General features: G+C 71.7%; 16 protein-coding genes. 6 read left to right on the forward strand and 10 right to left on the reverse strand.

The window, feature by feature from the left end; genetic code table 11:
• Positions 1-32 precede the first annotated feature (32 nt).
• Entirely contained in the window at positions 33-1286 is a 1254-nt protein-coding gene (locus WMF29_RS44700; RefSeq protein ID WP_437326139.1) for a P1 family peptidase, read from the forward strand.
• A gap of 71 nt (positions 1287-1357) precedes the next feature.
• Here WMF29_RS44700 and WMF29_RS44705 read toward each other — a convergent pair whose 3' ends face one another.
• Complete coding sequence (locus WMF29_RS44705) at positions 1358-1789, reverse strand: hypothetical protein (RefSeq protein WP_437326140.1); 432 nt, start codon at positions 1787-1789, stop codon at positions 1358-1360.
• A 337-nt stretch (positions 1790-2126) separates the two neighbouring features.
• On the opposite strand from WMF29_RS44705, the gene WMF29_RS44710 reads away from it, so the two are divergent.
• Positions 2127-2378: a hypothetical protein gene (locus WMF29_RS44710; RefSeq protein ID WP_437326141.1), complete on the forward strand. Its 252-nt coding sequence runs from the start codon at positions 2127-2129 to the stop codon at positions 2376-2378.
• Here the strand turns inward: WMF29_RS44710 and WMF29_RS44715 are convergent.
• The 3 genes from WMF29_RS44715 to WMF29_RS44725 form a co-directional block, all read right to left on the reverse strand.
• Positions 2375-2785, reverse strand: coding sequence for a response regulator (locus WMF29_RS44715; protein ID WP_272096158.1), 411 nt, complete (start codon positions 2783-2785; stop codon positions 2375-2377). The two genes, WMF29_RS44710 and WMF29_RS44715, sit on opposite strands and share 4 nt — an antisense overlap.
• Before the next feature lie 228 nt (positions 2786-3013).
• A complete protein-coding gene (locus WMF29_RS44720; RefSeq protein WP_437326142.1) occupies positions 3014-4186 on the reverse strand; it encodes a hypothetical protein in 1173 nt (390 codons plus the stop codon).
• A gap of 16 nt (positions 4187-4202) precedes the next feature.
• Positions 4203-4424: a DUF350 domain-containing protein gene (locus WMF29_RS44725; RefSeq protein WP_272096160.1), complete on the reverse strand. Its 222-nt coding sequence runs from the start codon at positions 4422-4424 to the stop codon at positions 4203-4205.
• A gap of 165 nt (positions 4425-4589) precedes the next feature.
• Here WMF29_RS44725 and WMF29_RS44730 point away from each other — a divergent pair, with 165 nt between their 5' ends.
• Genes WMF29_RS44730 through WMF29_RS44740 form a run of 3 tightly spaced genes read left to right on the forward strand, consistent with a single transcriptional unit; the run spans position 4590 to position 9264 of the window.
• Positions 4590-6512 carry an insulinase family protein gene (locus tag WMF29_RS44730; RefSeq protein ID WP_437326143.1) on the forward strand — a complete coding sequence of 641 codons (1923 nt, stop codon included), beginning with the start codon at positions 4590-4592 and terminating at the stop codon, positions 6510-6512.
• A gap of 35 nt (positions 6513-6547) precedes the next feature.
• A complete protein-coding gene (locus WMF29_RS44735; RefSeq protein ID WP_437326144.1) occupies positions 6548-8209 on the forward strand; it encodes a M16 family metallopeptidase in 1662 nt (553 codons plus the stop codon).
• Positions 8206-9264, forward strand: coding sequence for a hypothetical protein (locus WMF29_RS44740; RefSeq protein ID WP_437326145.1), 1059 nt, complete (start codon positions 8206-8208; stop codon positions 9262-9264). Before WMF29_RS44735 ends, WMF29_RS44740 begins: the two co-directional genes overlap by 4 nt.
• A 1984-nt stretch (positions 9265-11248) precedes the next feature.
• Here the strand turns inward: WMF29_RS44740 and WMF29_RS44745 are convergent.
• Genes WMF29_RS44745 through WMF29_RS44755 form a run of 3 tightly spaced genes read right to left on the reverse strand, consistent with a single transcriptional unit; the run spans position 11249 to position 14013 of the window.
• A complete protein-coding gene (locus WMF29_RS44745; protein ID WP_437326146.1) occupies positions 11249-12154 on the reverse strand; it encodes a DUF6999 family protein in 906 nt (301 codons plus the stop codon).
• Between the two features lies 1 nt (position 12155).
• Complete coding sequence (locus WMF29_RS44750) at positions 12156-12854, reverse strand: iron-containing redox enzyme family protein (RefSeq protein WP_437326147.1); 699 nt, start codon at positions 12852-12854, stop codon at positions 12156-12158.
• Between the two features lie 28 nt (positions 12855-12882).
• Positions 12883-14013, reverse strand: a complete 1131-nt coding sequence (locus WMF29_RS44755; protein WP_437326148.1) for a beta-ketoacyl-ACP synthase III — start codon at positions 14011-14013, stop codon at positions 12883-12885.
• Positions 14014-14405: 392 nt separating this feature from the next.
• On the opposite strand from WMF29_RS44755, the gene WMF29_RS44760 reads away from it, so the two are divergent.
• A complete protein-coding gene (locus WMF29_RS44760; protein WP_437326149.1) occupies positions 14406-16517 on the forward strand; it encodes a transketolase in 2112 nt (703 codons plus the stop codon).
• A 344-nt stretch (positions 16518-16861) separates the two neighbouring features.
• Here the strand turns inward: WMF29_RS44760 and WMF29_RS44765 are convergent, their stop codons facing one another.
• The 3 genes from WMF29_RS44765 to WMF29_RS44775 all read right to left on the reverse strand — a co-directional run bounded on the left by WMF29_RS44765 (position 16862) and on the right by WMF29_RS44775 (position 19596).
• Complete coding sequence (locus WMF29_RS44765) at positions 16862-17323, reverse strand: hypothetical protein (RefSeq protein WP_437326150.1); 462 nt, start codon at positions 17321-17323, stop codon at positions 16862-16864.
• A 412-nt stretch (positions 17324-17735) separates the two neighbouring features.
• Entirely contained in the window at positions 17736-18758 is a 1023-nt protein-coding gene (locus tag WMF29_RS44770; RefSeq protein WP_437326151.1) for a TIR domain-containing protein, read from the reverse strand.
• Between the two features lie 109 nt (positions 18759-18867).
• Positions 18868-19596 carry a metallophosphoesterase family protein gene (locus tag WMF29_RS44775; RefSeq protein WP_437326152.1) on the reverse strand — a complete coding sequence of 243 codons (729 nt, stop codon included), beginning with the start codon at positions 19594-19596 and terminating at the stop codon, positions 18868-18870.
• Positions 19597-19666 lie beyond the last annotated feature (70 nt).

Genomic DNA, 19666 nt, shown 5'->3' on the forward strand with positions numbered 1-19666 from the left:
CCAGGGCACCGCCGTCAGCTATCCTCCCGCCGATGCGTTGTCCACGCCTCCGCTCCGGCGCCGCGCTCGCCGCGGCGCTCCTGCTGCCCTCGCTCCTCGCGTGCGCCGGCCCTCGGGCTCGGCCTCTCCCTCCTGCATCGAGCGCCGGTGCGCTGTCCGCGGCGCCCGCCGGCGAGGCGCGCCGGCGCGCGCGGGATCTCGGCATCGTGATCGGCCGCCTGCCCACCGGGAAGCTGAACGCGATCACCGATGTCCACGGCGTGCGCGTCGGGCACGTGACCCACCACCGCGGCGCCGGCCGGCTCGACCCGGGCAAGGGGCCGGTGCGCACGGGCGTGACCGTCATCCTGCCGACGTCCGATGATTTCTGGCACAACAAGGTCCCCGCCGCGAGCTTCGTCCTGAACGGGAACGGAGAGATGACCGGCCTCCATTATGTGATGGAGTTCGGGGTCCTCGAGACACCCATCGTCTTCACCAACACCCTCGCCGTGGGCCGCGCGCTCGATGGGGCGATCCAGTACATGCTCCGGCGCTATCCGGGCATCGGCGTGGACGAGCCCACGGTGACACCGATCGTCGGAGAGTGCGACGACAGCGCGCTGAACGACATCCGCGGTCTGCACGTGTCGGCCGAGGACGTCCTCGAGGCGGCGGAGCGCGCCGCGGATGGCCCTGTCGACGAAGGGGCGGTCGGCGGCGGGACGGGGATGATCTGCTACGACTTCAAGTGCGGTATCGGGACGGCGTCGCGCGTCCTGCCGGAGGCCGCGGGCGGGTTCACGGTGGGCGCCATCGTGCAGGCGAACTTCGGGGCGCGCGGCGAGCTCCGGGTCGACGGCGTGCCGGTAGGGCAGGAGATCCGCGATCTCCTGCCGGTGCCGGCTGTCCACGGCGAGGGCTCGCTGCTCGCCGTCGTCGCGACCGACGCGCCCCTGTCCGCGCGGCAGCTCGAGCGGGTGGCTCGGCGCATCGCGCTCGCGGTGGGGCGCACAGGGACGATATCGCGCGACGGCAGCGGCGACCTGTTCCTGGCCTTCGCGACGGGCAACCGGGTGCCGGCCGCGCCCGGCGGGCTGACTCGGGATCTCCGTGAGGTGGACGACGCGCGCCTGAACCCGATGTTCCAGGGCGCCGAAGAGGCGGTGGAAGAGGCCATCCTCAACGCGATGACCGTGGCGACGACGACGTTCGGACAGGACGACCACGTCGCCCACGCCATCCCGCTCGACCGGCTCCGCGAGGCGATGCGACGGTACGGGAGGCTCGGTGAGCCGGGACGCTGAGCCGGATTGCGCGCCGCGACGCCGGATCGAGAGCCGAGATGCGCGCCCCCCGGGAAGAGCGAAGTCTCGACTCAGATGATCAGCAGGAGCTCGAGCTCGCTCTCCTTTCCCGTCGCGCCCCCCGCCCCCGCCGGCACGTGAGGCGCGTTGATCGGCGCCAGCCGGAGCGCGCCCAAGGGCCGCGGCCCCGAGCTCTCCGGCGGAGGCCCGCCGGCGTCGGCCGCGCCGCGATCGCCGTGCGCGCGCTGCGCGCAGCCGGCGATCGCGGCGCGCACCGCGCAGAACACGCGCTCCGTGTCGAGCCCCCCGGGCTCCTGAGCCGCCCTGGCCAGGCTCTCGTCGACGCAGGCGGCGCACGGGGCGGAGGTGGCCGCGAGCCGCACCACCAGCGTCGCCTCCAGGCGACCGAGCTCTACCCTGTTGAATGGCACGGTGAGCGCCGAGCCGCGGCCCCGGCCGACATCGACGCTGACGAGGAGGGTATCGCCATCACGTATCACCATGGTTTCCCGCGGGGGGCGGCCACTTACGCGCTCTGGCGCAGACTCACGAAGACTTGTGTTGACAAGGATCCACAGGCGATCGGAGCTCGCCTGTCCGCTCTTCTCCGCAGCGTCGCTGGTGCGGCCTTCTGCCATTCTCACGCCCTCCGAGGAGGCGAACCTACAGCCGTTGGAGGCGGACGGCGATGGTCCTTCCGGACAGACAATGTCCGGACGGGCGCGTCCGCCGGGGACGCCGCCGCGCCCGGTGAACGCGGCGGACACGGAGGTCGTTGCCGCGTCCGTTGCGCCGTCCGGCGCGAGGCGGTAAGCACAGCCGGCGAGCGGAGGGCGGAGCGTGGATGAGCCAGAGCGACGCGACGAGGACCCGGACCAGGGCGCGGGCGAAGCCGGGAGCGAGCGCGCGTCGCTCGCCATCCTGTTCCTCGCCGCGGCGTTCGCGCTCGCTCTCCTGCTGACCGTCGTGGCGCTCCTCGCGTTCGCGGCGATGAGCCAGCGATCGCCGTCGCCGGTCCAGGTCGGCGCTCTGGTCGGCGCTCCGGCCGGCGCTCCGGTCGACGCTCTGGCCGCGCTCGGCCGGCGGGGCTAGCCGCAGGTCTTCTGGACCACGCCGAGCAGCGCGCTGAAGTCGACGGGCTTCTTCAGGTAGGCCGTGCCCTCGGGGGGGCCGTCGTGGCCGGAGACGATGGTCACCGGGATCGCCGCGAGCGCGTGCACCTGCTTCAGCGCGGCGAGCATCTCCTCGCCGGTCATGATCGGCATCATGAGATCGAGCAGGATGAGCCCGGGCGGCGGGTCCGCCTGGTGCAGGAGATCGAGCGCCTCCCTGCCGTTGCTGGCGCAGTAGACATCGTAGCCCGACGACTCGAGCATCTCGCGGAGCATCTCGCGGAGCTCGGCGTCGTCGTCGACCAGGAGGACGGGGGCGCGCGGGTTCGGGGGAATCGGCGTCACGCGCGGCCCGTTGAGCCCGTCGGTTGGCAAGGGTTCACTCATCGCTGTTACCTCTTCCAGACTGCGCAAGCATGCAGGAGCGATAGCAGGCGAACACCGCGCACGCATTGCATGCCCTCAGCATCGTCGGATCTTCTCCGGACATGGTTCCGGGCTACGCGGGGGCGGCGCCGCTCCGCGCCGAGCAGGGGGCGAGGGGCGTGGCGGGAGCACGGGCACCGCGAGCGAAGCCATGCGAAGCGCCGAGGGTTACGGGAGTTGCGCCGTGGGTCAAGCCTCTCCGCTCTCGCCCCGCTCGCCCTCCGGCGTTCCGGGCCGGAACCCGAGCGCGCGCGCCTGGGCTGGGCCGGTGTGGCGACGGCGCCAGACCACCGCGTCGAGCATGTAATGGGTCGCCTGCGGCAGCGCGAGCAGCGGCACGAGCAGCGCCCGCGCGCGCGGCCCGAGGAGCGGCTCGTCCCCTGTCCGCGCGCCGCCGAAGAGCTCCGGCCGGTCGTGCCAGACGAGCCGGTCCCAGAGCATCTCCTCGACGAACGCGAGCGCCAGCGCGATCCCGAGGAAGGCGAGGAGCCCGGAGGCGAGGACCCGCGCGAGCAGCGAGCGCGGCGCCTCGCGGGCCCGCTCCCGGGCGTACGCGAAGACGAGCGCCATGTACGGGACCCCGTGGACGATCACGTTGGTCACCGTGAACTGGAAGTCGCTGTCGGTCGCGACGATGCCGACGTACCAGGTCGCCGCGGTCGTCGCGACGACGACGTGCTTGCCGAGGTTGAGCGGCGCGCGGTCGACGCAGGCCCGCTGGATCGCGCGGGCGACGTACGCGACGGCGAGCGCGGCGTACACCGCGCCGAGCGGGCCCACCGCGGCCGCGAGCCAGGGCGCGCTCACGAAATCGCCGTCCACGAACCACTGGAACGCGCGCGGCGGGTGGGCGTGCGCGTGCCAGTAAAGGAGCGGCCACCCCGTCGCCGCGTAGACGAGCGCGTCGTCGAGGAGGCGATCGACGCGCGAGCGCTCGCCCGCGAGCGCGCGGTAGATCGCGACCCACCCGACCTGCTGGCGGACGAAGTGGATCACGGCCACGTAGGCGAGCGCGCGCCAAAAGGCGAGCTCGGAGGCGAGGTGGAGCGCGACGCCGGCGGCGTAACAGGCGAGCGGAACGCCGGCGTAGAGCGCGGGGTGGCGGCGGAGCTCCTCCGGGTCGAGGTACGTGCGGAAGAGCGTCGTGTGCACGTGGGCCACGTCGACGCCGACCACGAAGAGCAGGAAGCCCCAGGCCGGGAGCGCGCCCCCCGTCGAGAGCGCGGCGAGGGCGAGGGCGACCGCCGCGGAGCCGCCGAACACCGCGAGGTCGACGCCGCGGCCCCACATGAAGCCGCCGCGCGCCGCGCCGCGGGGCCCGGCCGGCAGCGCGCCGAGGAGGTCGGGCCCGGCCGAGGCCAACGCCGAGACCCGCGCGTCAGCCGTGGATGGCCGCGGAGATGATCCAGGCGAGGCCCAGGATCACCGAGCCGATCACGATCGCGAGCGCCGTGTTCTGGTCCTCCTCGATCTCCTTGCGGATGGAGAAGGGGGTGAGCTTCGTGATCAGCACGAACGCCAGGAGGAAGACGAGCAGCCCGACGGCGACGAAGACGAGCGTTCCGATGACGGCTTTGATCAAATTTTGAACGTCGGGCATCGGCGGTTCTCTCTGGGCGCGGGGCGGCGCGCGGCGCGCGCTCGTGACGTCGTGAGCTGGGGGGCGTGAGCCTACGCGAGTCGGCCGGCAGGGTGAAGCGCGGTCGCTGCGCCGCGTCGCGTCCTCGACGCGCGCGCCCGGGCGGCGACGTGCTATCGCCCTGCGGTGTCCACGACCGTGCGCCGAACCCTGCCCCGCCGCGCCCTCACGGCCGCGCTCGCGGCGCTCGGCCTGCTCTGCGCAGGCGCGCCCCACCTCGCCGCAGCGGCGCCTCCGTCCGGCGAGCCGGCGCCGATCGCCGCCGCGCGGCCGGCTGGCCCGCGCCCGCAGGCGGCAGCGCGCCCGCAGCGCGCCTCGGCGCAGCGGGCGGGCGCTGCCGGGGCGCATCGCAAGCCGGCCGGTGGGCGCGCGCACGGCGGTGGCGCGCAGTCCGGCAAGGCGGCGGGCGTACCGGCCGGCAAGGCGGCGCACGCGCCGGCCGGCAAGGCGCTGCGCGGCGGAGGCGCGCCGATCGGCAAGGCGGCGCACGCGGCGGGGACGCCGAGGAGCGCCGTGGCGGCTCCGGCGGAAGCGCCGCTCGATCTCGCGTTGCCCGTCGAGCGGGTCACGCTGAAGAACGGGCTGCGCGTGGTGCTGAGCCCCGACGAGAGCTCGCCCACCGTCGCGGTGGCCGTGACGTACGACGTGGGCTCGCGCGACGAGCCGAGCGGCAGGAGCGGCGTGGCGCGCCTCGTGATGGACATGATGGCCCGGAGCAGCCGCAGCCTGCCCGCAGGCGAGCCCCAGCGCCTCGTGGCCGAGCGCGGCGGCGAGCTCCACGCCGAGGCGGACGTCGATCGCACCACCTACACGGCGGTGGCGCCCGCGAACGAGCTCGCGCTGGCGCTGTGGCTCGAGGCCGATCGCATGAGGGCGCCCGCGCCGAGCGCAGAGGGCTTCGAGGCGCAGCGCAGGGACGCGATCGAGCGGCGCGGCGCGACCCTCGGCGCCGCCCACGGCCAGGGCGCGATCCGGCTCAGCGAGCTCGTCTTCCAGGGGTACTGGCCCCACGAGCACCCGGCGCTCGGCGAGGCGAACGATCTCGCGGGCGCGGAGCTCTCGTGGGTCCGCGACTTCCGCGCCGCCCATTACGGCCCGAACACGGCGGTGCTCGCGATCGCCGGCGGCTTCGAGGCGGGCGCGGCGATGGCGCTCGTGCACGAGTACTTCGACGGTATCCCCGCCGTCACGGCCGCGCCCTTCAAGGACGTGCCGTTCCCCGAGCAGACGAGCCAGCGCACCGGCGTCGTGAGGGACAGCGCCGCCCGCGCGCCGTCCATCCTCTACGGGTGGGCCGCGCCGCCGCCCGAGCACCCGGATCACCACGCGCTCGCGCTCGCGGCCTCGCTGCTCGGGCGCGGGGAGAGCTCGCGGCTCCAGGCGCTCCTGGTCGGGAACAAGGCCGTCGCGCGGTCGGTGCAGGTCGCGATCGACGGGCACCGCGGGCCCGATCTCTTCTCCATCGACGTGCGGCTCGCCGAGGACGCCCAGGTCGGCGACGTCGAGAAGCTGATCGAGGGCGAGATCCGGACGCTCGCGACGGCGGGACCCTCGCAGGCCGAGCTGACGAGGGCGCGCCGGTTGCTCCAGTCGGCGTTCGTGTCGGGCCTCGCGGACTCGAGCGCGCGGGCGCGGGCGCTCGGCGAGCACGAGCTCCTCTTCGGGGACGCCGCCCACCTGAACGGGGAGCTCGCGCGCTACTTCGCGGTGACCCGGGAGGACGTGCAGCGCGTCGCGCGCGAGCACCTCGGCCCGACGCGCCGGACGATCGTCGAGACCTATCCCCCTGCAGTGCCGGGAGCCGCCCCGCCTCCGCGCGCGTCGACCGGCGCGCCGCGGCAGGACGCCGAGGTGGCGACGCCTGGCAAGGGCGCGGAGAAGGCGGCGCCTGGCAAGGCCGCGTCGGGCAAGGGGGCGAGCAAGGCCGCGCCGGGCAAGGCGACGCACAAGGCCGCGCCGGGCAAGCGCCCGGCGAAGGCGCGCGGCGCGGCGAGCCGGCCCGCGCCGGATCAGGCGCCGAGGAAGCCGGCGAAACACACGAAGAAGTGACGCGAAGAGGCGGGCGACGGAGAAGGCGTGACCCGATGAACGAGCGAAGCGAGCGACGCGACCTGCGCGGGCGGCGGACAGCGCGCCCCTGGCTCTCCTGGACCGCGGCGCTCGCGGCGGCCGTGGCGTGCGGCTGCGCCGGGCGCGCGCCGCAGCCGCACGCGCAGGCGGGCGCGCCGGCGAGGCCCGCGCCGGCGACGTCTGCGCCGGCGGCGCCGCCGGCCGAAGTCGCTCGCGGGGAGCAGCCGCCGCCGTCCGGCCCCGCGAAGCCCGCGCGCATGCCCCCGATCGCCTGGGCCGAGCTCCCGAGCGGCCTTCGCGTCGCCACGGCGGTGAGCCGCGCGTTGCCGCTCGTGGAGGTCCGGGCGGTCATCCGCGGCGGCTCCGCGGCCGACGGCGAGCGCACGGGGCTCGCCGCGCTCACGGGCGAGCTCCTCCTGCGCGGGGGCGCGGGCGGCCTCCCCGGCCGCGAGGTGCTCGCGCGCGTCGAGTCGCTCGGCGCCTCGCTGCGGGTGGACACCGGCCTCGACGCGACCGTGATCGGGCTGCGCGCGCCCAGCGATCGCCTCGCGGAGGCGGCCCTGCTGCTCGGGCTCGTCGTGCAGCGGCCGCGCCTCGACGCCGCGGAGCTCGCCAGGCTGAAGGTCCAGGCCGCCGAGGCGGCGAGGGAGAGCGCGCGCTCGGACGGCCGCTGGGGAGCGCTGATGGTCCTCTTCCGCGACCTCTACGCGCTCCCCACCGAGCTGCACCCGTACGCCTCGTTCGGCGCGACCGCGGCGGAGCTCCCGCAGATCACCGCCGCCGACTGCCGCGCGTTCCACGCGGCGTGGTACGTCCCGAAGAACACCGTGGTGGTGGTGGCGGGCGACACGACGCCCGAGGCCGCGCGCGCGGCCGTGGAGAAGGCCTTCACCGACCGCCGCGGCGAGGAGCCCCCGGCGCTCTCGTTCACCGATCCGGTGGCCCCGGCGTCGCTCAAGATCACGATCGTCGATCGCCCGAAGAGCGCGGAGAGCGAGCTCTTCCTCGGCGCGCTCGGCCCCGAGCGCACCGCCCCGGAGTGGCCCGCGATCGCGGTCGCGGCCGAGGTCCTCGGCGGCCCCTCCGGGCGCCTCTCGCAGGAGCTCCTCGAGCCGCGCGGGCCGGCGCGCGAGGTGTCCGCGGCGCCGCTCGACGTCGCCCACGGGCCCGTCCCGCTCCTGGTCCACGTCCGCGTCCCTGCGGCGCGCACGGGCCTCGCCGCGCAGGCGATGCTCGAGCACGTGGAGCGGCTCGCGGCCGCGGCGCCCTCGCAGGAGGAGGTCGACGCCGCGGCGCGGCGGCTCACGGCCGGCCTCGGCCTCGGCCTCGGGACGGCCACCGGGCTCGCGGACGAGATCGCCGGCATGCAGGCGCTCGATCTGCCGGACGACCACCAGGAGAGCTACCGCAAGGAGCTCCGGGACATCACGCCGGCCTTCGCCGGCAAGGTCGCGCACGACAACGTGCGACCGGCGCACGCTGCGATCGTCGTGGTGGGCGACGCCCAGGCGATCGGCCCGATGCTGAGCCGCCTCGGGGACGTGAAGGTGGTCGACCCGACCCGCGCCTTCGAGCGGAAGCGCACGATCCCGCGGGACGCGAGCGCCTCGTCCGCCCCGTCGCAGGCGCCGGCGCCCGGCGCTGGCCGCGCGGCGCCGGCCGAGGAGCCGCAGTGACGGCCGCCGGGGGCCGCGGGGGCGCGCGCGCGCCGCGTGGTCCAGCGCCGGCGATGCGCGCCTTCGCGCCGGCGAAGCGCGCCTTCGCGACCGCGGCGCGCGCCTTCGCGCTCGCGGCGGGGCTCGCGGCCGCGTCCTCTCCGGGCGCCGCGCGGGCGCAGCCGAAGCCTGCGCCGGCGGCCCCCGCGCCGGCGGCGTCGACGGCGGCGGCCGCGCAGCTCGACGGCGCGACGTACGACTACGAGCACCCGTCCGCGCCGGCGAGCGGCGCCGCCGAGCAGGGCGCAGCGCAGGCCGGGGACGCCGCGCCCGCGGTGCCGCCGGAGCGGCGCTGGCGGGGTCGCGCCTTCGTGCACCGCCTGGCGGCCGCCGATCCCGCGCGGCCGCTGCCGATCCTCGTGTTCCTGCACGGCACCAACGAGGCGCGGATCGAGCACCGCTGGATGGGCGGCGGCCAGGAGGGCGACGTGCGCCGGATCGCGGCGCAGCTCATGGAGGCGGGCCGGATCCCGCCGATGCTCGTCGCGGCGCCGAGCGCCGTGCTCCCGGCGGCCGTGGCCGTCGCGCGGACGAGCTGGCCCGCCTTCGATCTGGACGCGTTCCTCGACGCCACGGCCGCGCGGCTGCGCGGCGTCGCGACCGTCGACCGCGCGCGCGTCGTCGTCGCGGGCCACTCCGGCGGCGGCTGCAACAAGGCGGGCGGCATCGCGGCGGCCTTGAGCGCGTCGACCCCCGTGCACGCCGCGCTCGTGATCGACACGTGCATGGACGTCGACATCGCGCTCCCCCTCGCTCGCTCGCGCCCGACAACGCACGTCGTCGTGTCGTGGCAGACGATGACCTGGGTCAAGCGCCCCATCGCCGACTTCCGCCGCGCCTTCCAGCGCGGCGTCGACGCGCACCCTGCGGCGCCTGGCGTCCTCCGCGAGCTCGAGCCGCTCATCCCGACGGAGCCGATGCCCCACGACGCCATGGTGCCCCTGGTGCTGCGGCGCTGGCTGCCGCCGCTCCTCTCGCCGGACGCCGCGCCGAGCGTGCCCTGCGTCTCGCCGTGACCGCCCCGGGACGCGCCGCCGCGTCCGTCACCTGGTAGCCGCGCGGCGCCGAGGCAGCGCCGCGCACAAAACAGCTCAAGCCGGTTGGCCGGCATCCCTCGGACGCGCGCCCCATGTTAGGTCGTGTACAGGATGAAGCTCGACCTGTTGACCGTCGCGCTCGCCGCTTCGACGGCGGTTGTCCTCCTTGACGCACAGGCCAGGGCGGACTGCGGCTGTTCAGGAACCCCGAGCGCCATCACGTCCGATTCGAGCGGCCCCTGCCTGCGCTACGAGGCGCCATCGGGGCCGAGCAATGACATCACGTTCCGCTTCGACAAGGCCTATGCCTGCGGTCGGTATGCGACGGGCGAGTACTTCGTGATCAGCGAGGACGGCGTCGCCAGCATCAAGACCATCACGCCCGAGGCGGCCGGCGGCCGTCACGGTGTGGACGTGAACCCTTCCCCCGACGGGCCGCAGCGGTGGGACGACCGGCTCGACGACCATGCGCCGCCCATCAGCCTGCCTTACGCCGCGCCGCCCGGCAGCTCCGTCGTGAAGTACGTGTCCGACAACCCGTCGGGCGATTGCGATGGCGCCGGTGAGAAGTCATGCGGGCGTTTCGCGGCGGTGGTCACTGTGATCGACGCGCCGCCCGCTGACCCGAGCACGACCTTTCGTCCTCCTTTCGTGGGCACGAACAAGCCCGTGCTCTCGACCTCCACGCTGCAGACGCAGCTCCTGTCCCGCCTGCAGGCTGCGTGCGCCGACACACCCTCGCTGGAGACGGCCCTGGCCTGGACGCGTCACCTCCGCCTCGATTACACGAGCCATTCGGTCACGTGCGACCTCATGCCGCCGGAGGACGCGCTCCCCGACGGCAGGCCGTGGTCGACGGACATCTGGGCGCGCGACACCGACGTCTACGCATGGCTGCATCTCGCCGATGTGTGCAGCGCGCCGCCCTGCACGCCCGAAGAGGATCTCGCCGCCAAATTCCCCGTGCTCGTCGGCTACGTGCAGCACGGTATCGACATCTGGGGCGTCGACAGGATGGGCGCCAGCCTGTTCCGAGGCGGCGGCGGCAACGGCGGCGGCAAGCTCTTCGCCTATGCCTTCGCGGCCACGATGCTCGCCGACCCGGCGATGCTGGCTGACCTCTCGGCCGTCGACGCGGACCGATTCTTCGAGACGGCCAGCTATTACGCCGGCAAGAACGGCGCCGCCCTGTGGGGGCAGCCCGTCGGTTCGGAGGAGGAGTACTGGGCCGACTTCTCCGACCAGTCGACCCGGACGATCCGGGACCCCTATGGGTACATCGACGGCGGCTTCGAGCCTGGCGGATGGTATCAAGACAACACGGCCAAACCGACGAAATACTCGGCGCTCCTCATGCGGCTCATGCCCGCGCTCGCGGCCGCGTGGCCGGTCAACAAGGACGTCATCCTCTCGTATGCGGATCGCTGGGTCGACCACGGCGCCTTGACGCAGCCGGACCCCTGCGCGCCCGGCGGGGGCCGGTACGGCTCCGACTACGGTCCTGACGGGAGCGGAGAGTGTATCTCCGGCTCGGGGAGGGTGCCCGATCTCGATGGGAGCAACAAGGACGGGGGCAATCGTGAACGAGCGATGGGTGAGTGCATGTGGAGCAGCTTCCGGGGCTGCTCCGAGACTTGCTCCTGCCTGGGTCAGTCGTGTGAGCGCACGAGCCAATGCGGCGATGGCAAGATCGAGGCTCCCGAGGCGTGCGACGGTGACGATCCCGGGAGCTGCCCCGATGGATGCGTCCCTCCCGACCAGCCGGACGGCTGCAGGTGCGTGGCCGCTGGCGCCGGTAGCGGCGCTGGAGCCTCCGCATCCAGCGGCGGCTCCAGCACGTCGAGCGGCGCAGGTGGAGAAGGCGACGATGGCGGCGGGTGCACCTGCGGAGTGGCCGGCCGACCCGCCCCGACGGGTGCTCCGGCGGCATGGATGGCCGTCTGGGCGGCGGCCCTTCATCGCGTCATCCGGCGACGGCTCCCTGGGCCGCCGCTCTCTTCGCTTCTGCCTTCAGCTTCCTCAGGTGTCCGTGCAGGGTCTCGGAGTCGAGGCCATGTAGCGTCAACCGGAAGCCGGCCTCGAGCGTCGAGCTCGGCACCATGGGATGATGGTTGTGCACCAGGGCGACAGGCAGCAGGTCGTTCAGGATCTTGCCGACGTAGAGCGCGATGATCTCGTCGAGCTGCAGCGAATTGCTCGCTCGCCAGAAATGGTGGTCCGACAGGAACAGCGCATAGAGCGGCGTGTAGATCTCGATGGCGGTCTGCAGGTCGATGACGTTCAGCCAGGTGTTCGGGAGGTCGCCGATGCTCGCGTCGTCATCTGTGATGGCAGAGAAGTCGATCTCTTTCCGGGGCTCGATCTCACGCCCCTCTGCGCGAAGCTTCTCGTTCAGCTCGATGATGAAGTTGTAGAAAGTCAGATCGTGGACCGTGAACGTGTTGTCCAGGAGGTCCTCCAGCCTCCTGGTCCTCAGCGGCGTCGTCGTCTCGAGTTCGATGCCCGGGACGTTGTCCTCGATGAACTTCAAGATCTCCGTGCCGATGGTGAAGTGGCGCAGGATGAGGTAATTGGCCTCCGGGGCGACGAAGAGCCTCAGGCCCCAGTAAATGGACCGGTGCAACAACCACGGAGATTGCCAGCTCGCCGGGACAAAAATCTTCATGAGCTTGATGCCGGAGATCGACAGGCGGGCGAACGGCCTGATGATCGGCATCACGACCCTGCGCGTGGTGCTGCGCTGGCTCTTCAGGAAGGCCGCTTTGGCCCCCTCGTCGATCGGCAAGGACCGGTCCAGGTACAACGCCAGCCACGGATCGGGATCCCCGGGGTCGTGCTTCATCTTCCTGAAAAGGCCCTGAAAGTCCATGTCAGTAGCTCCCGATCTCCTCGAGCTGGAGGCGGTAGAGTCGCGCGGTGACCCGGGCGGCCTTGAGGATTTTCGGCGCCATCCGCGGGAGGTTCAAGATACCACAGCGGAGCGCCTCTTCCAGCTCGCCCAGGTGATCTTCGTCGGCCTTCGCGTGATAGAGATAGAAGCTGACCGCCTGCGCCTCCAGGCGAAGGGCGGACTGCACATGCTCGGCCCACTGGGCCGCGACCCGCTTGCCGAGGCCCTCGATGATGTACATGGCGCCGAGGAGATCGAAGGGGTTCGGCTGATCGGCGCGATGGAAGATCCAGGCGGACAGGGCCTCGCTGCCGATGTTCAGCTCGTGCCGCGCGAGCCCGGCCGGGTCGCCGCCGCTCTTCAGGTAGTCTTCCTCCAGCATCAGGTAATCGCGGTGCTCCGCGGCCGCGTGGCGGATGAAGCGCGAGCGCAGCTCGGCGAACTCGTGGCCGATGTTGGAGGCGGCGCGCGCGATCCAGAGCGCCCCGTTCATCACCTGCGCCCGGTGGTTCAGCAGGAGCTCGTGGTAATCGGCCAGGCGGATGCGACGCTCGAACACGCGCCGCACGATCGGGATGTGATGCACCTGGGACTCGAAATCCAGCCAGATGGACGACAGCCCGCGCAGGACGGCCTGCGGTGAATCTTCGTCTCGAGGCGACGTACGTTCCGGAAGCATCCTGAACCTCCCTGGTGATGACGGCGGGTCAGACGACCGTGAGCAGCATGAAGGCGATGACGCAGCGGCCGCTCTCCGGGATGAAGCCGAGGACCTGCTGGCCCGGCTGCAGATCCCGCTCCTCGATCAGCTGGTGCAGCATGAGGAGAATGGATGCGGCCCCCGTGTTCCCCTGGGAATAGAGGTTCGTGAACCAGCGAGCCTCGGGCACCATCGCCCCGGTCTTCGCGAGCAGCTTGACCATCTCTCCGCGGAGAGAGTGGGACGAGTAGTGCGCGAGGAAGTGGTCGATGGCTCCGGGCCTCAGACGTCGCCGATCCACGAGCTCGAGGTAATGCTTCGCCCACACGGGGAACATGCGGTAAAGCAGATCGAAGTCCTGCTTGAGGACGACGGCGCCCTGCTTTGCCGCGAGCGCAGGGCTGTCGTAGTGACTCCAGGGCTTCCTCTCACCTGCCCGGTTCCTGGAGGTGCCGGCGTACATGCAGGGGTCGAAGCGGTCGGCGTAGGAGCAGAGATCGATCCATTCCACCCTCAGGGAGCGGCGCCCCTCGTTCGGCCTGGTCTCCAGGAGCCAGGCGCCGGCCCCGTCGGAGAGGGTCCAGCGGAGAAACTCGGTCTCCATCAAGGCGGAGGAGTCCTCGCCTTCCTGCTCCCGACCGGCATAGAAGCCAGGTCGGAAGAAGCGACTGGAGAACTCGGCGGCGCAGGCCACGCCGCAGTCGTGCTCGCCCGCCTTCAGCTGGAGGTAAACGGACTTGAACGCCATCATGCTGCTGGCACAGACGCTCTGAAAGCTCGCGATCTCCATGGGTCGCAGGCCGAGCTCGCCGTGGACCGCGCTGGCAAAACCGGGGACGAGGAGGTCGCCCTGGGTGGTGGCCGCCGCCAGGAAGGAGAGCCTCTCCGCGGCGATCTCGCTGCGCGAAAGCGCGTCCCGGATCGCGCGAGCCGCCATGTCCGCGCTGCTGTGAAGGTGCACGCCGTCCGGCGTCAACGCATAATGACGTGTCTTGATGCCGTTCTGCCGCAGGACGAAGCGCCCGAGCCTGGAGCGTCTGTCGTTGATCTCGCCGATGTACTGCTCCATCTCCTCGTTCGGGACCGGCTTGCCAGGCAAGAACGCGCCAGTGCTGGTGATGTAGACGGAACGATCCATGATCCTTCTCCGTGGCAGACATGGGCTTGGAGCTCGTCACGGCGGCATGCGGCATCAACATTACCTCAATCGCCCTCGCCGGGCCGAGGCGTAACCATGTCCCGTCCTCGCGCTCTCGCGCGCACCCGTCTTGGTCGGAACCTGCGCGATCGTGCTCCGGGCCGTCGAAGAGGTGAACCGCGCCGAGCTCGAGGGCATCCGCGCGCAGATCGAGCACGGCGTGCCTGTCGATGAGCTGCAGAGCTCGGCGCCGCCGCCCAGGTTCATCCACATCCTACGGCCCGTCGGCGCCATCCATGCGGGTCGACTTGGCAGCCGTCGTCGTAGCCAGACACGAGCTTCGTGCGCGGTGGCGCCCCGCTTGCATCAAGACGGCAGCGTCAGGTGCAGCCATGGCGCAAGAGGCCCCCAAGACACCCGAGAAAAGACGGCCAAAGCACGTACGCAGCCCCCTGAAAGACGTCGCTCCGAGCCGTCCCAGGGGAGCTCCTGCGCAGGACGATCGAGAGCAAGCGCCGAGGGCCGAGAGGGACCGCTCGCCCGCGCCGCCCGGCGAGCGATCGACCCAGGCGCCCCACGGAGCGCCGCGGCGTGAGCACGAACCGCGCGGCGGGCGCGAGGGGCAACACCGGGGCAGCGCCGAGCAGGCTCACGGTCATCGTGAGCTCGCTCAGCAGCTTCGCGTCGATAGCCTCCGCTGCTCGACGATGGCCGGCTCCGGGCACCCGACCTCCAGCCTGTCGGCGGCCGATCTCATCGCGGTGCTCCTCCGCGACTACCTCCGCTGGGATCTGAGCCATCCGGAGAACCCGAACAACGATCACGTGATCTTCTCGAAGGGCCATGCCTCCCCGCTGCTCTACGCGATGCTCAAGGCGGCGGGCGTCATCTCCGACGCGGAGCTCCTGTCGTATCGGCGCCTCGGGAGCCCGCTGCAGGGGCACCCGGTGCCGACGCTCCCCTGGATCGAGGTGGCGACCGGCTCCCTGGGTCAGGGGCTCCCCGTCGGCGTCGGGATCGCGCTCTCCGGGAAGTACCTCGAGAAGGCTCCCTACCGTGTCTGGGTGTTGCTCGGCGACAGCGAGATGTCCGAGGGCTCCATCTGGGAGGCGTTCGACCACGCGCGCCACGCGAAGCTCGGCAACCTCACGGCCATCCTCGACATGAACCGCCTGGGGCAACGCGGACAGACGCCCCTCGGCTGGGATTCCGCAGCCTATGCAGCGCGCGCCCGCGCGTTCGGCTGGCGCGCCCTGGAGATCGACGGCCACGATCCAGCCGCCATCTCCGGCGCCTATGCCGAAGCCCTCCGCGCCTCGGACGCGCCCGCCCTGATCGTCGCGCGCACGGTGAAGGGAAAGGGCGTGTCCCTCGTCGAGGACAAGGACGGCTGGCACGGAAAGGCGCTCGACCGTGCGCAGTGCGCGCAGGCGATCGAAGAGCTGGGAGGCATTCGCGACATCGTCATCGAGCCAGAGGCGCCTGCGCCGGGTGAGCCTGCGCCGCGGCCCGCCGCCGAGCCGCTGAGGCTCCCGAGCTACGAGCGCTCCTCGACCGTCGCGACGCGGAAAGCGTACGGCGACGCGCTCGAGGCGCTCGGCGCTGCGCGCGCGGAGATCGTCGCCGTGGACGCCGAGGTCAACAACTCGACCTTTGCCCAGGAGTTCGCGAAGGCCCATCCAGACCGCTATTTCGAGATGTTCATCAGCGAACAGCAGATGGTGGCCGCCGCCGTCGGGCTGAGCGTCCGGAGCTGGTCGCCGTTTGCGTCGACGTTCGCGGCTTTTCTCACGCGCGCCCACGATTTCATTCGGATGGCCGCGGTGTCGAGGGCCAATGTCCGCGTCTGCGGCTCGCACGCGGGCGTATCCATCGGCGAGGACGGTCCGTCGCAGATGGGGCTCGAGGATCTGGCCATGATGCGCGCCATCCACGGGAGCACCGTGCTCTATCCGTGCTGCGCCAATCAGACCGCGCGGTTGGTCGCTGCCATGGCCGACCAGAAGGGCATCGTCTATCTCCGGACGACGCGCGAGAAGACGCCTGTCCTGTACGATGCGACCGAAGCGTTCCCCATCGGCGGGAGCAAGGTGCTGCGCGAGACACCCCACGATCGCGTGACGATCATCGCTGCCGGCATCACCGTCCACGAAGCGCTGAAGGCCCACGCAGAGCTCGAGGCGAGCGGGCTCTCCGCTCGAGTCCTCGACGCGTATGGCGTCAAGCCGATCGACGCCGCCGGCATCCGCGCGGCGGTGCAGGCCACGGCTGGAAACGCCGTCATCGTGGAGGATCACTGGGCCGAGGGCGGCCTGGGCGACGCCGTGCTCGAAGCCCTGGCTGGCGAGGAGCCCGTCGTCGCGCGCGTCGTCCACCTCGCCGTGAGGGAGATGCCTGGCTCGGGCACCCCAGCCGAGCTCCTGCATGCGGCGGGGTTGGATGCTTCCGCCATCGTCGGCGCAGCGAAGCGCCTCGTCTCCGACGCAGCACGCCCTCTCCGGTGACAGAAGCGTGCCCTGTGCCTCGCGGTGAGCCGCCACGGCACCCGCGCGGGTGCCGTGGCGGAGGCGCGCACAAAATAAAAAAAAGAGCGCCCGTCCGACGGTGTGGGGGGGGAAACCGTCCCTCAGGCGCTCCGGTGTCATGGCTATGCAGGAGCTGGGCCAGGAGTCTCCTGACGGAGGTCCGTGAATTTACGTAGGCGTCGTCCGGGTGAGGCTTTCGTTTCTGGTGTGGTGGATTTCGTTGCTGAAGCGCCGGGGGGCCGTTTCCCGCGGGCGGTCGCGCGGCGGCGCCTGCCCGAGCGTCACGCGCGTGCTGCGCCTGGGCGGCCAGGCGGGCGCTGCGCCTAGGCGGGGCGGTGGGGCGTGCCGGCGATGGCTCCGACGCGGCGCGTCTTCGCCACGCGCCTCGCCTGCTGCCGGATGTGCTCCACGGCCTTCTCGAAGAAGGCGTCGGGGGAGGACTTGCTGACGGTGATCTGCTCTCCGCCGATGAGGACGACGAGGAGGCCCCTGTCGGTCCTGCCCACCGCGAAGAAGTCGACGGTGAACGGCAGCTCGTCCTCGACGGTGAGGGACAGCTGGCACTTCAAGACCTCGCCGACGCCGGGCTGATTCTCGACGACGAACCGCTGCAAGAGCCCGTTCGCGTGGGCGTCCCCGGCGATCCGGTTGAGCGCCCACTTGTCCCTCGGCCAGGCCATGTGGTCGCGGAGCTCATATATCCACTGCAAGAGCTCCTCGGCGACCTGGCCGATCGCCGCCTTGGAGGCCTCATAGGACAGCTTGATATGCTCGTATTTCGTCATCGGGGCTCCATCGCTCTCCGGCGCGCCCTCGAGGCTACCAGATCGCCGCGCCTCGCCGCACGCGGATCCGGCCCCTCGGCCTAGCCGACGCCGCGCGATCCCACGGCGCGGCGCGCGGCGTCGCGGGCGGCCTTCGGGGCGTGTGTCTGCGCACCCGGGCGGCTTCGGAGCCCGCTGGCCGTCCACGCCGCCGGCGGCTCCAGCACCACCGGGATATCGCCGGGCGCTCTGCTCGCGCTTCACCCGCCGCGTCGCGCACCCGACGGGCGCTCGAGGCCGCCGGGTTGCGCCAGCGCGGTGCGGGGGCGTGGCGCTGGTACCGTAACGAGCGGGCGACGCTCGAGATCGTCGTGGGGTGCCTGGTTCAACCGGTCTGCTGCCCCGTGGGGCCCGCCGGCGACCGTCGGGCGGGTCACTCTCCGTCGAACGTCTCGAAATAGTGGACGGCCCACGGAGGGAAGGGGGGCGCGGGCTGCTGGCGATGCCAGACCATCGGCACGAGCCCATCGAGGTGCTGTGGAAGTGCCTCGATTCCTTCGGGCGGTGCCTCGTGCTCGAAGCACCAGCCGCCCGAGAGACAGTCTTCCGATTCGATTTTCAGGTAAAAGTATCCCGCCATCGCCGGGATCTTCATCCAACGAAACCGCCCCAGCAGCGCATTGCCGAACAGCTTGATATTATAGTATTCTCCAGTTCCGTTGGCGTCGCCCTGATAGCGATAGATGAGCCGGATATCGCCGCCGTGGAGCTTCACGTACACGACAGTGCCAGAGTTCATATCGCGCCAGACACCCTCCAGTGGTCGCAACGCGATGCTTGCCGAGCCTGGCCTTGATCCTGCCGGCTCCGGCGCTGCCGCGCTGTTCGTTGCGGCTGCCAGCACCTGCCGGAAGCTCTCGGTCTGCGCTTCGAGCGCGACTCTGAGCGCCGCGACCTCCGACGCGAGCGTCGAGGGGCCTGTCGCATGCGCTGCAGCGCGGCCGTGCTGTCTTCCGACGGCGTTCCTGAACAGCGTACACACGGAGCCCAGCGCGGCTTGGAGGTTTCCGTCAGCGCGCCGCGCGAACGTGGCGGCCGTGACCCCGGCGAGGTCGCTCGGGAGGCCAATCGGCTCGTCCCGACAGTACACGATGAAGGTGCGCTCCCGGCCCAGTGCGCCCATGAACAGCCCGAGCTCGAACAGGACGTTGTCGCGAGGGCTGTTCATCGTCTGGCTGCGCTTCTGAACCAGATCGTCGGGTGTGAGGACCAGCACGGCGAAGTCGAAATCTCGGATCGCGCCGCAGAGGCTCTCCAGCGTGCCCCCGGAGAGGCCGAACACGCCCTGCGACCAGACCGTGCAGTCCGCGTCGTAGTCCATCCCGAGCTGGATGTGCTCGGCGACGCGGAGCCCTTCCACCGACGAGCCGATGAAGATGCGCGGTCTGGTGCTCAACGAGAACCCTCCCTCGAAAGCCCTCAGCGTACTTGCCTCGCACGTGCCTGACAAGACGCGTGCCGTCCCCTCGAGGCCCAGAGGCCCTCTCTCGCCTCGGGCCGCACGCTCAGGCATATTGTTGCAGCAGCGCGCCGCGCATGGGGTTGTCGCAGGCCTTCACCGCCGCGCGGAGCGCGTCCCTGTCGACCGGCACTCGGTGGAGGCTGACGTTGACCGCTCCGCCGCGCGCCTCCACGATCGCGTACTCGGCGTGGTGCAGCAGCGTGGGCGGCCCGCCGTTCGCGTACTCCTTGAACGGCATCCCGACGCTCCCCGGGTTCACGAGGAGCGTGCCGCGGTGCTGGCGGAGCATCTGGAGGTGCGTGTGCCCCCCGGCCATCACCGTCGCAGCGTGGCCCGCGAGGCGGCGATCGAGCTCCTCCGGCGGGGTGTTCGCGAGCAGATCCTCCATGTGAGACCGCGGCGAGCCGTGGAACACGAGGAGCGTCGACTGGGCGTCGAGCGGGATCTCGAGGCGCGCCTGGAACGTGCGCAGGAAGGCGAGCTCGTCGTTCGACAGCCGATCACGGCACCAGTCCACCGCGTCGACCACGATGGGGGCCTCGGTGTAGGTGCGGATCAGCTCGGGATCCAGCATGAACTCGTCGTGGTTCCCGAGGATGCAGGGGCACCCGAGCTCCTGCAGCATGTCCAGGATGGCCGAAGGCCGCGGTCCCAGCGTCGCGACGTCGCCGAGGCAGATCACCTGATCGACGCCCGTCGCCTGGATGCTGGCCAGCACGGCCCTGAGCGCCACTTCATTGCCGTGGATGTCGGATATCAGCGCGATCCGCATGGTGAAAACCTCCCCTTCGGCGGCCATCGAGACGTTGGAGCGGCTCTCGGCGCCTCGCGGCGTCCGATGG

Origin of the sequence: Sorangium sp. So ce381 (assembly GCF_051473845.1) — a bacterium.
Lineage (GTDB): Bacteria > Myxococcota_A > Polyangia > Polyangiales > Polyangiaceae > Sorangium > Sorangium atrum.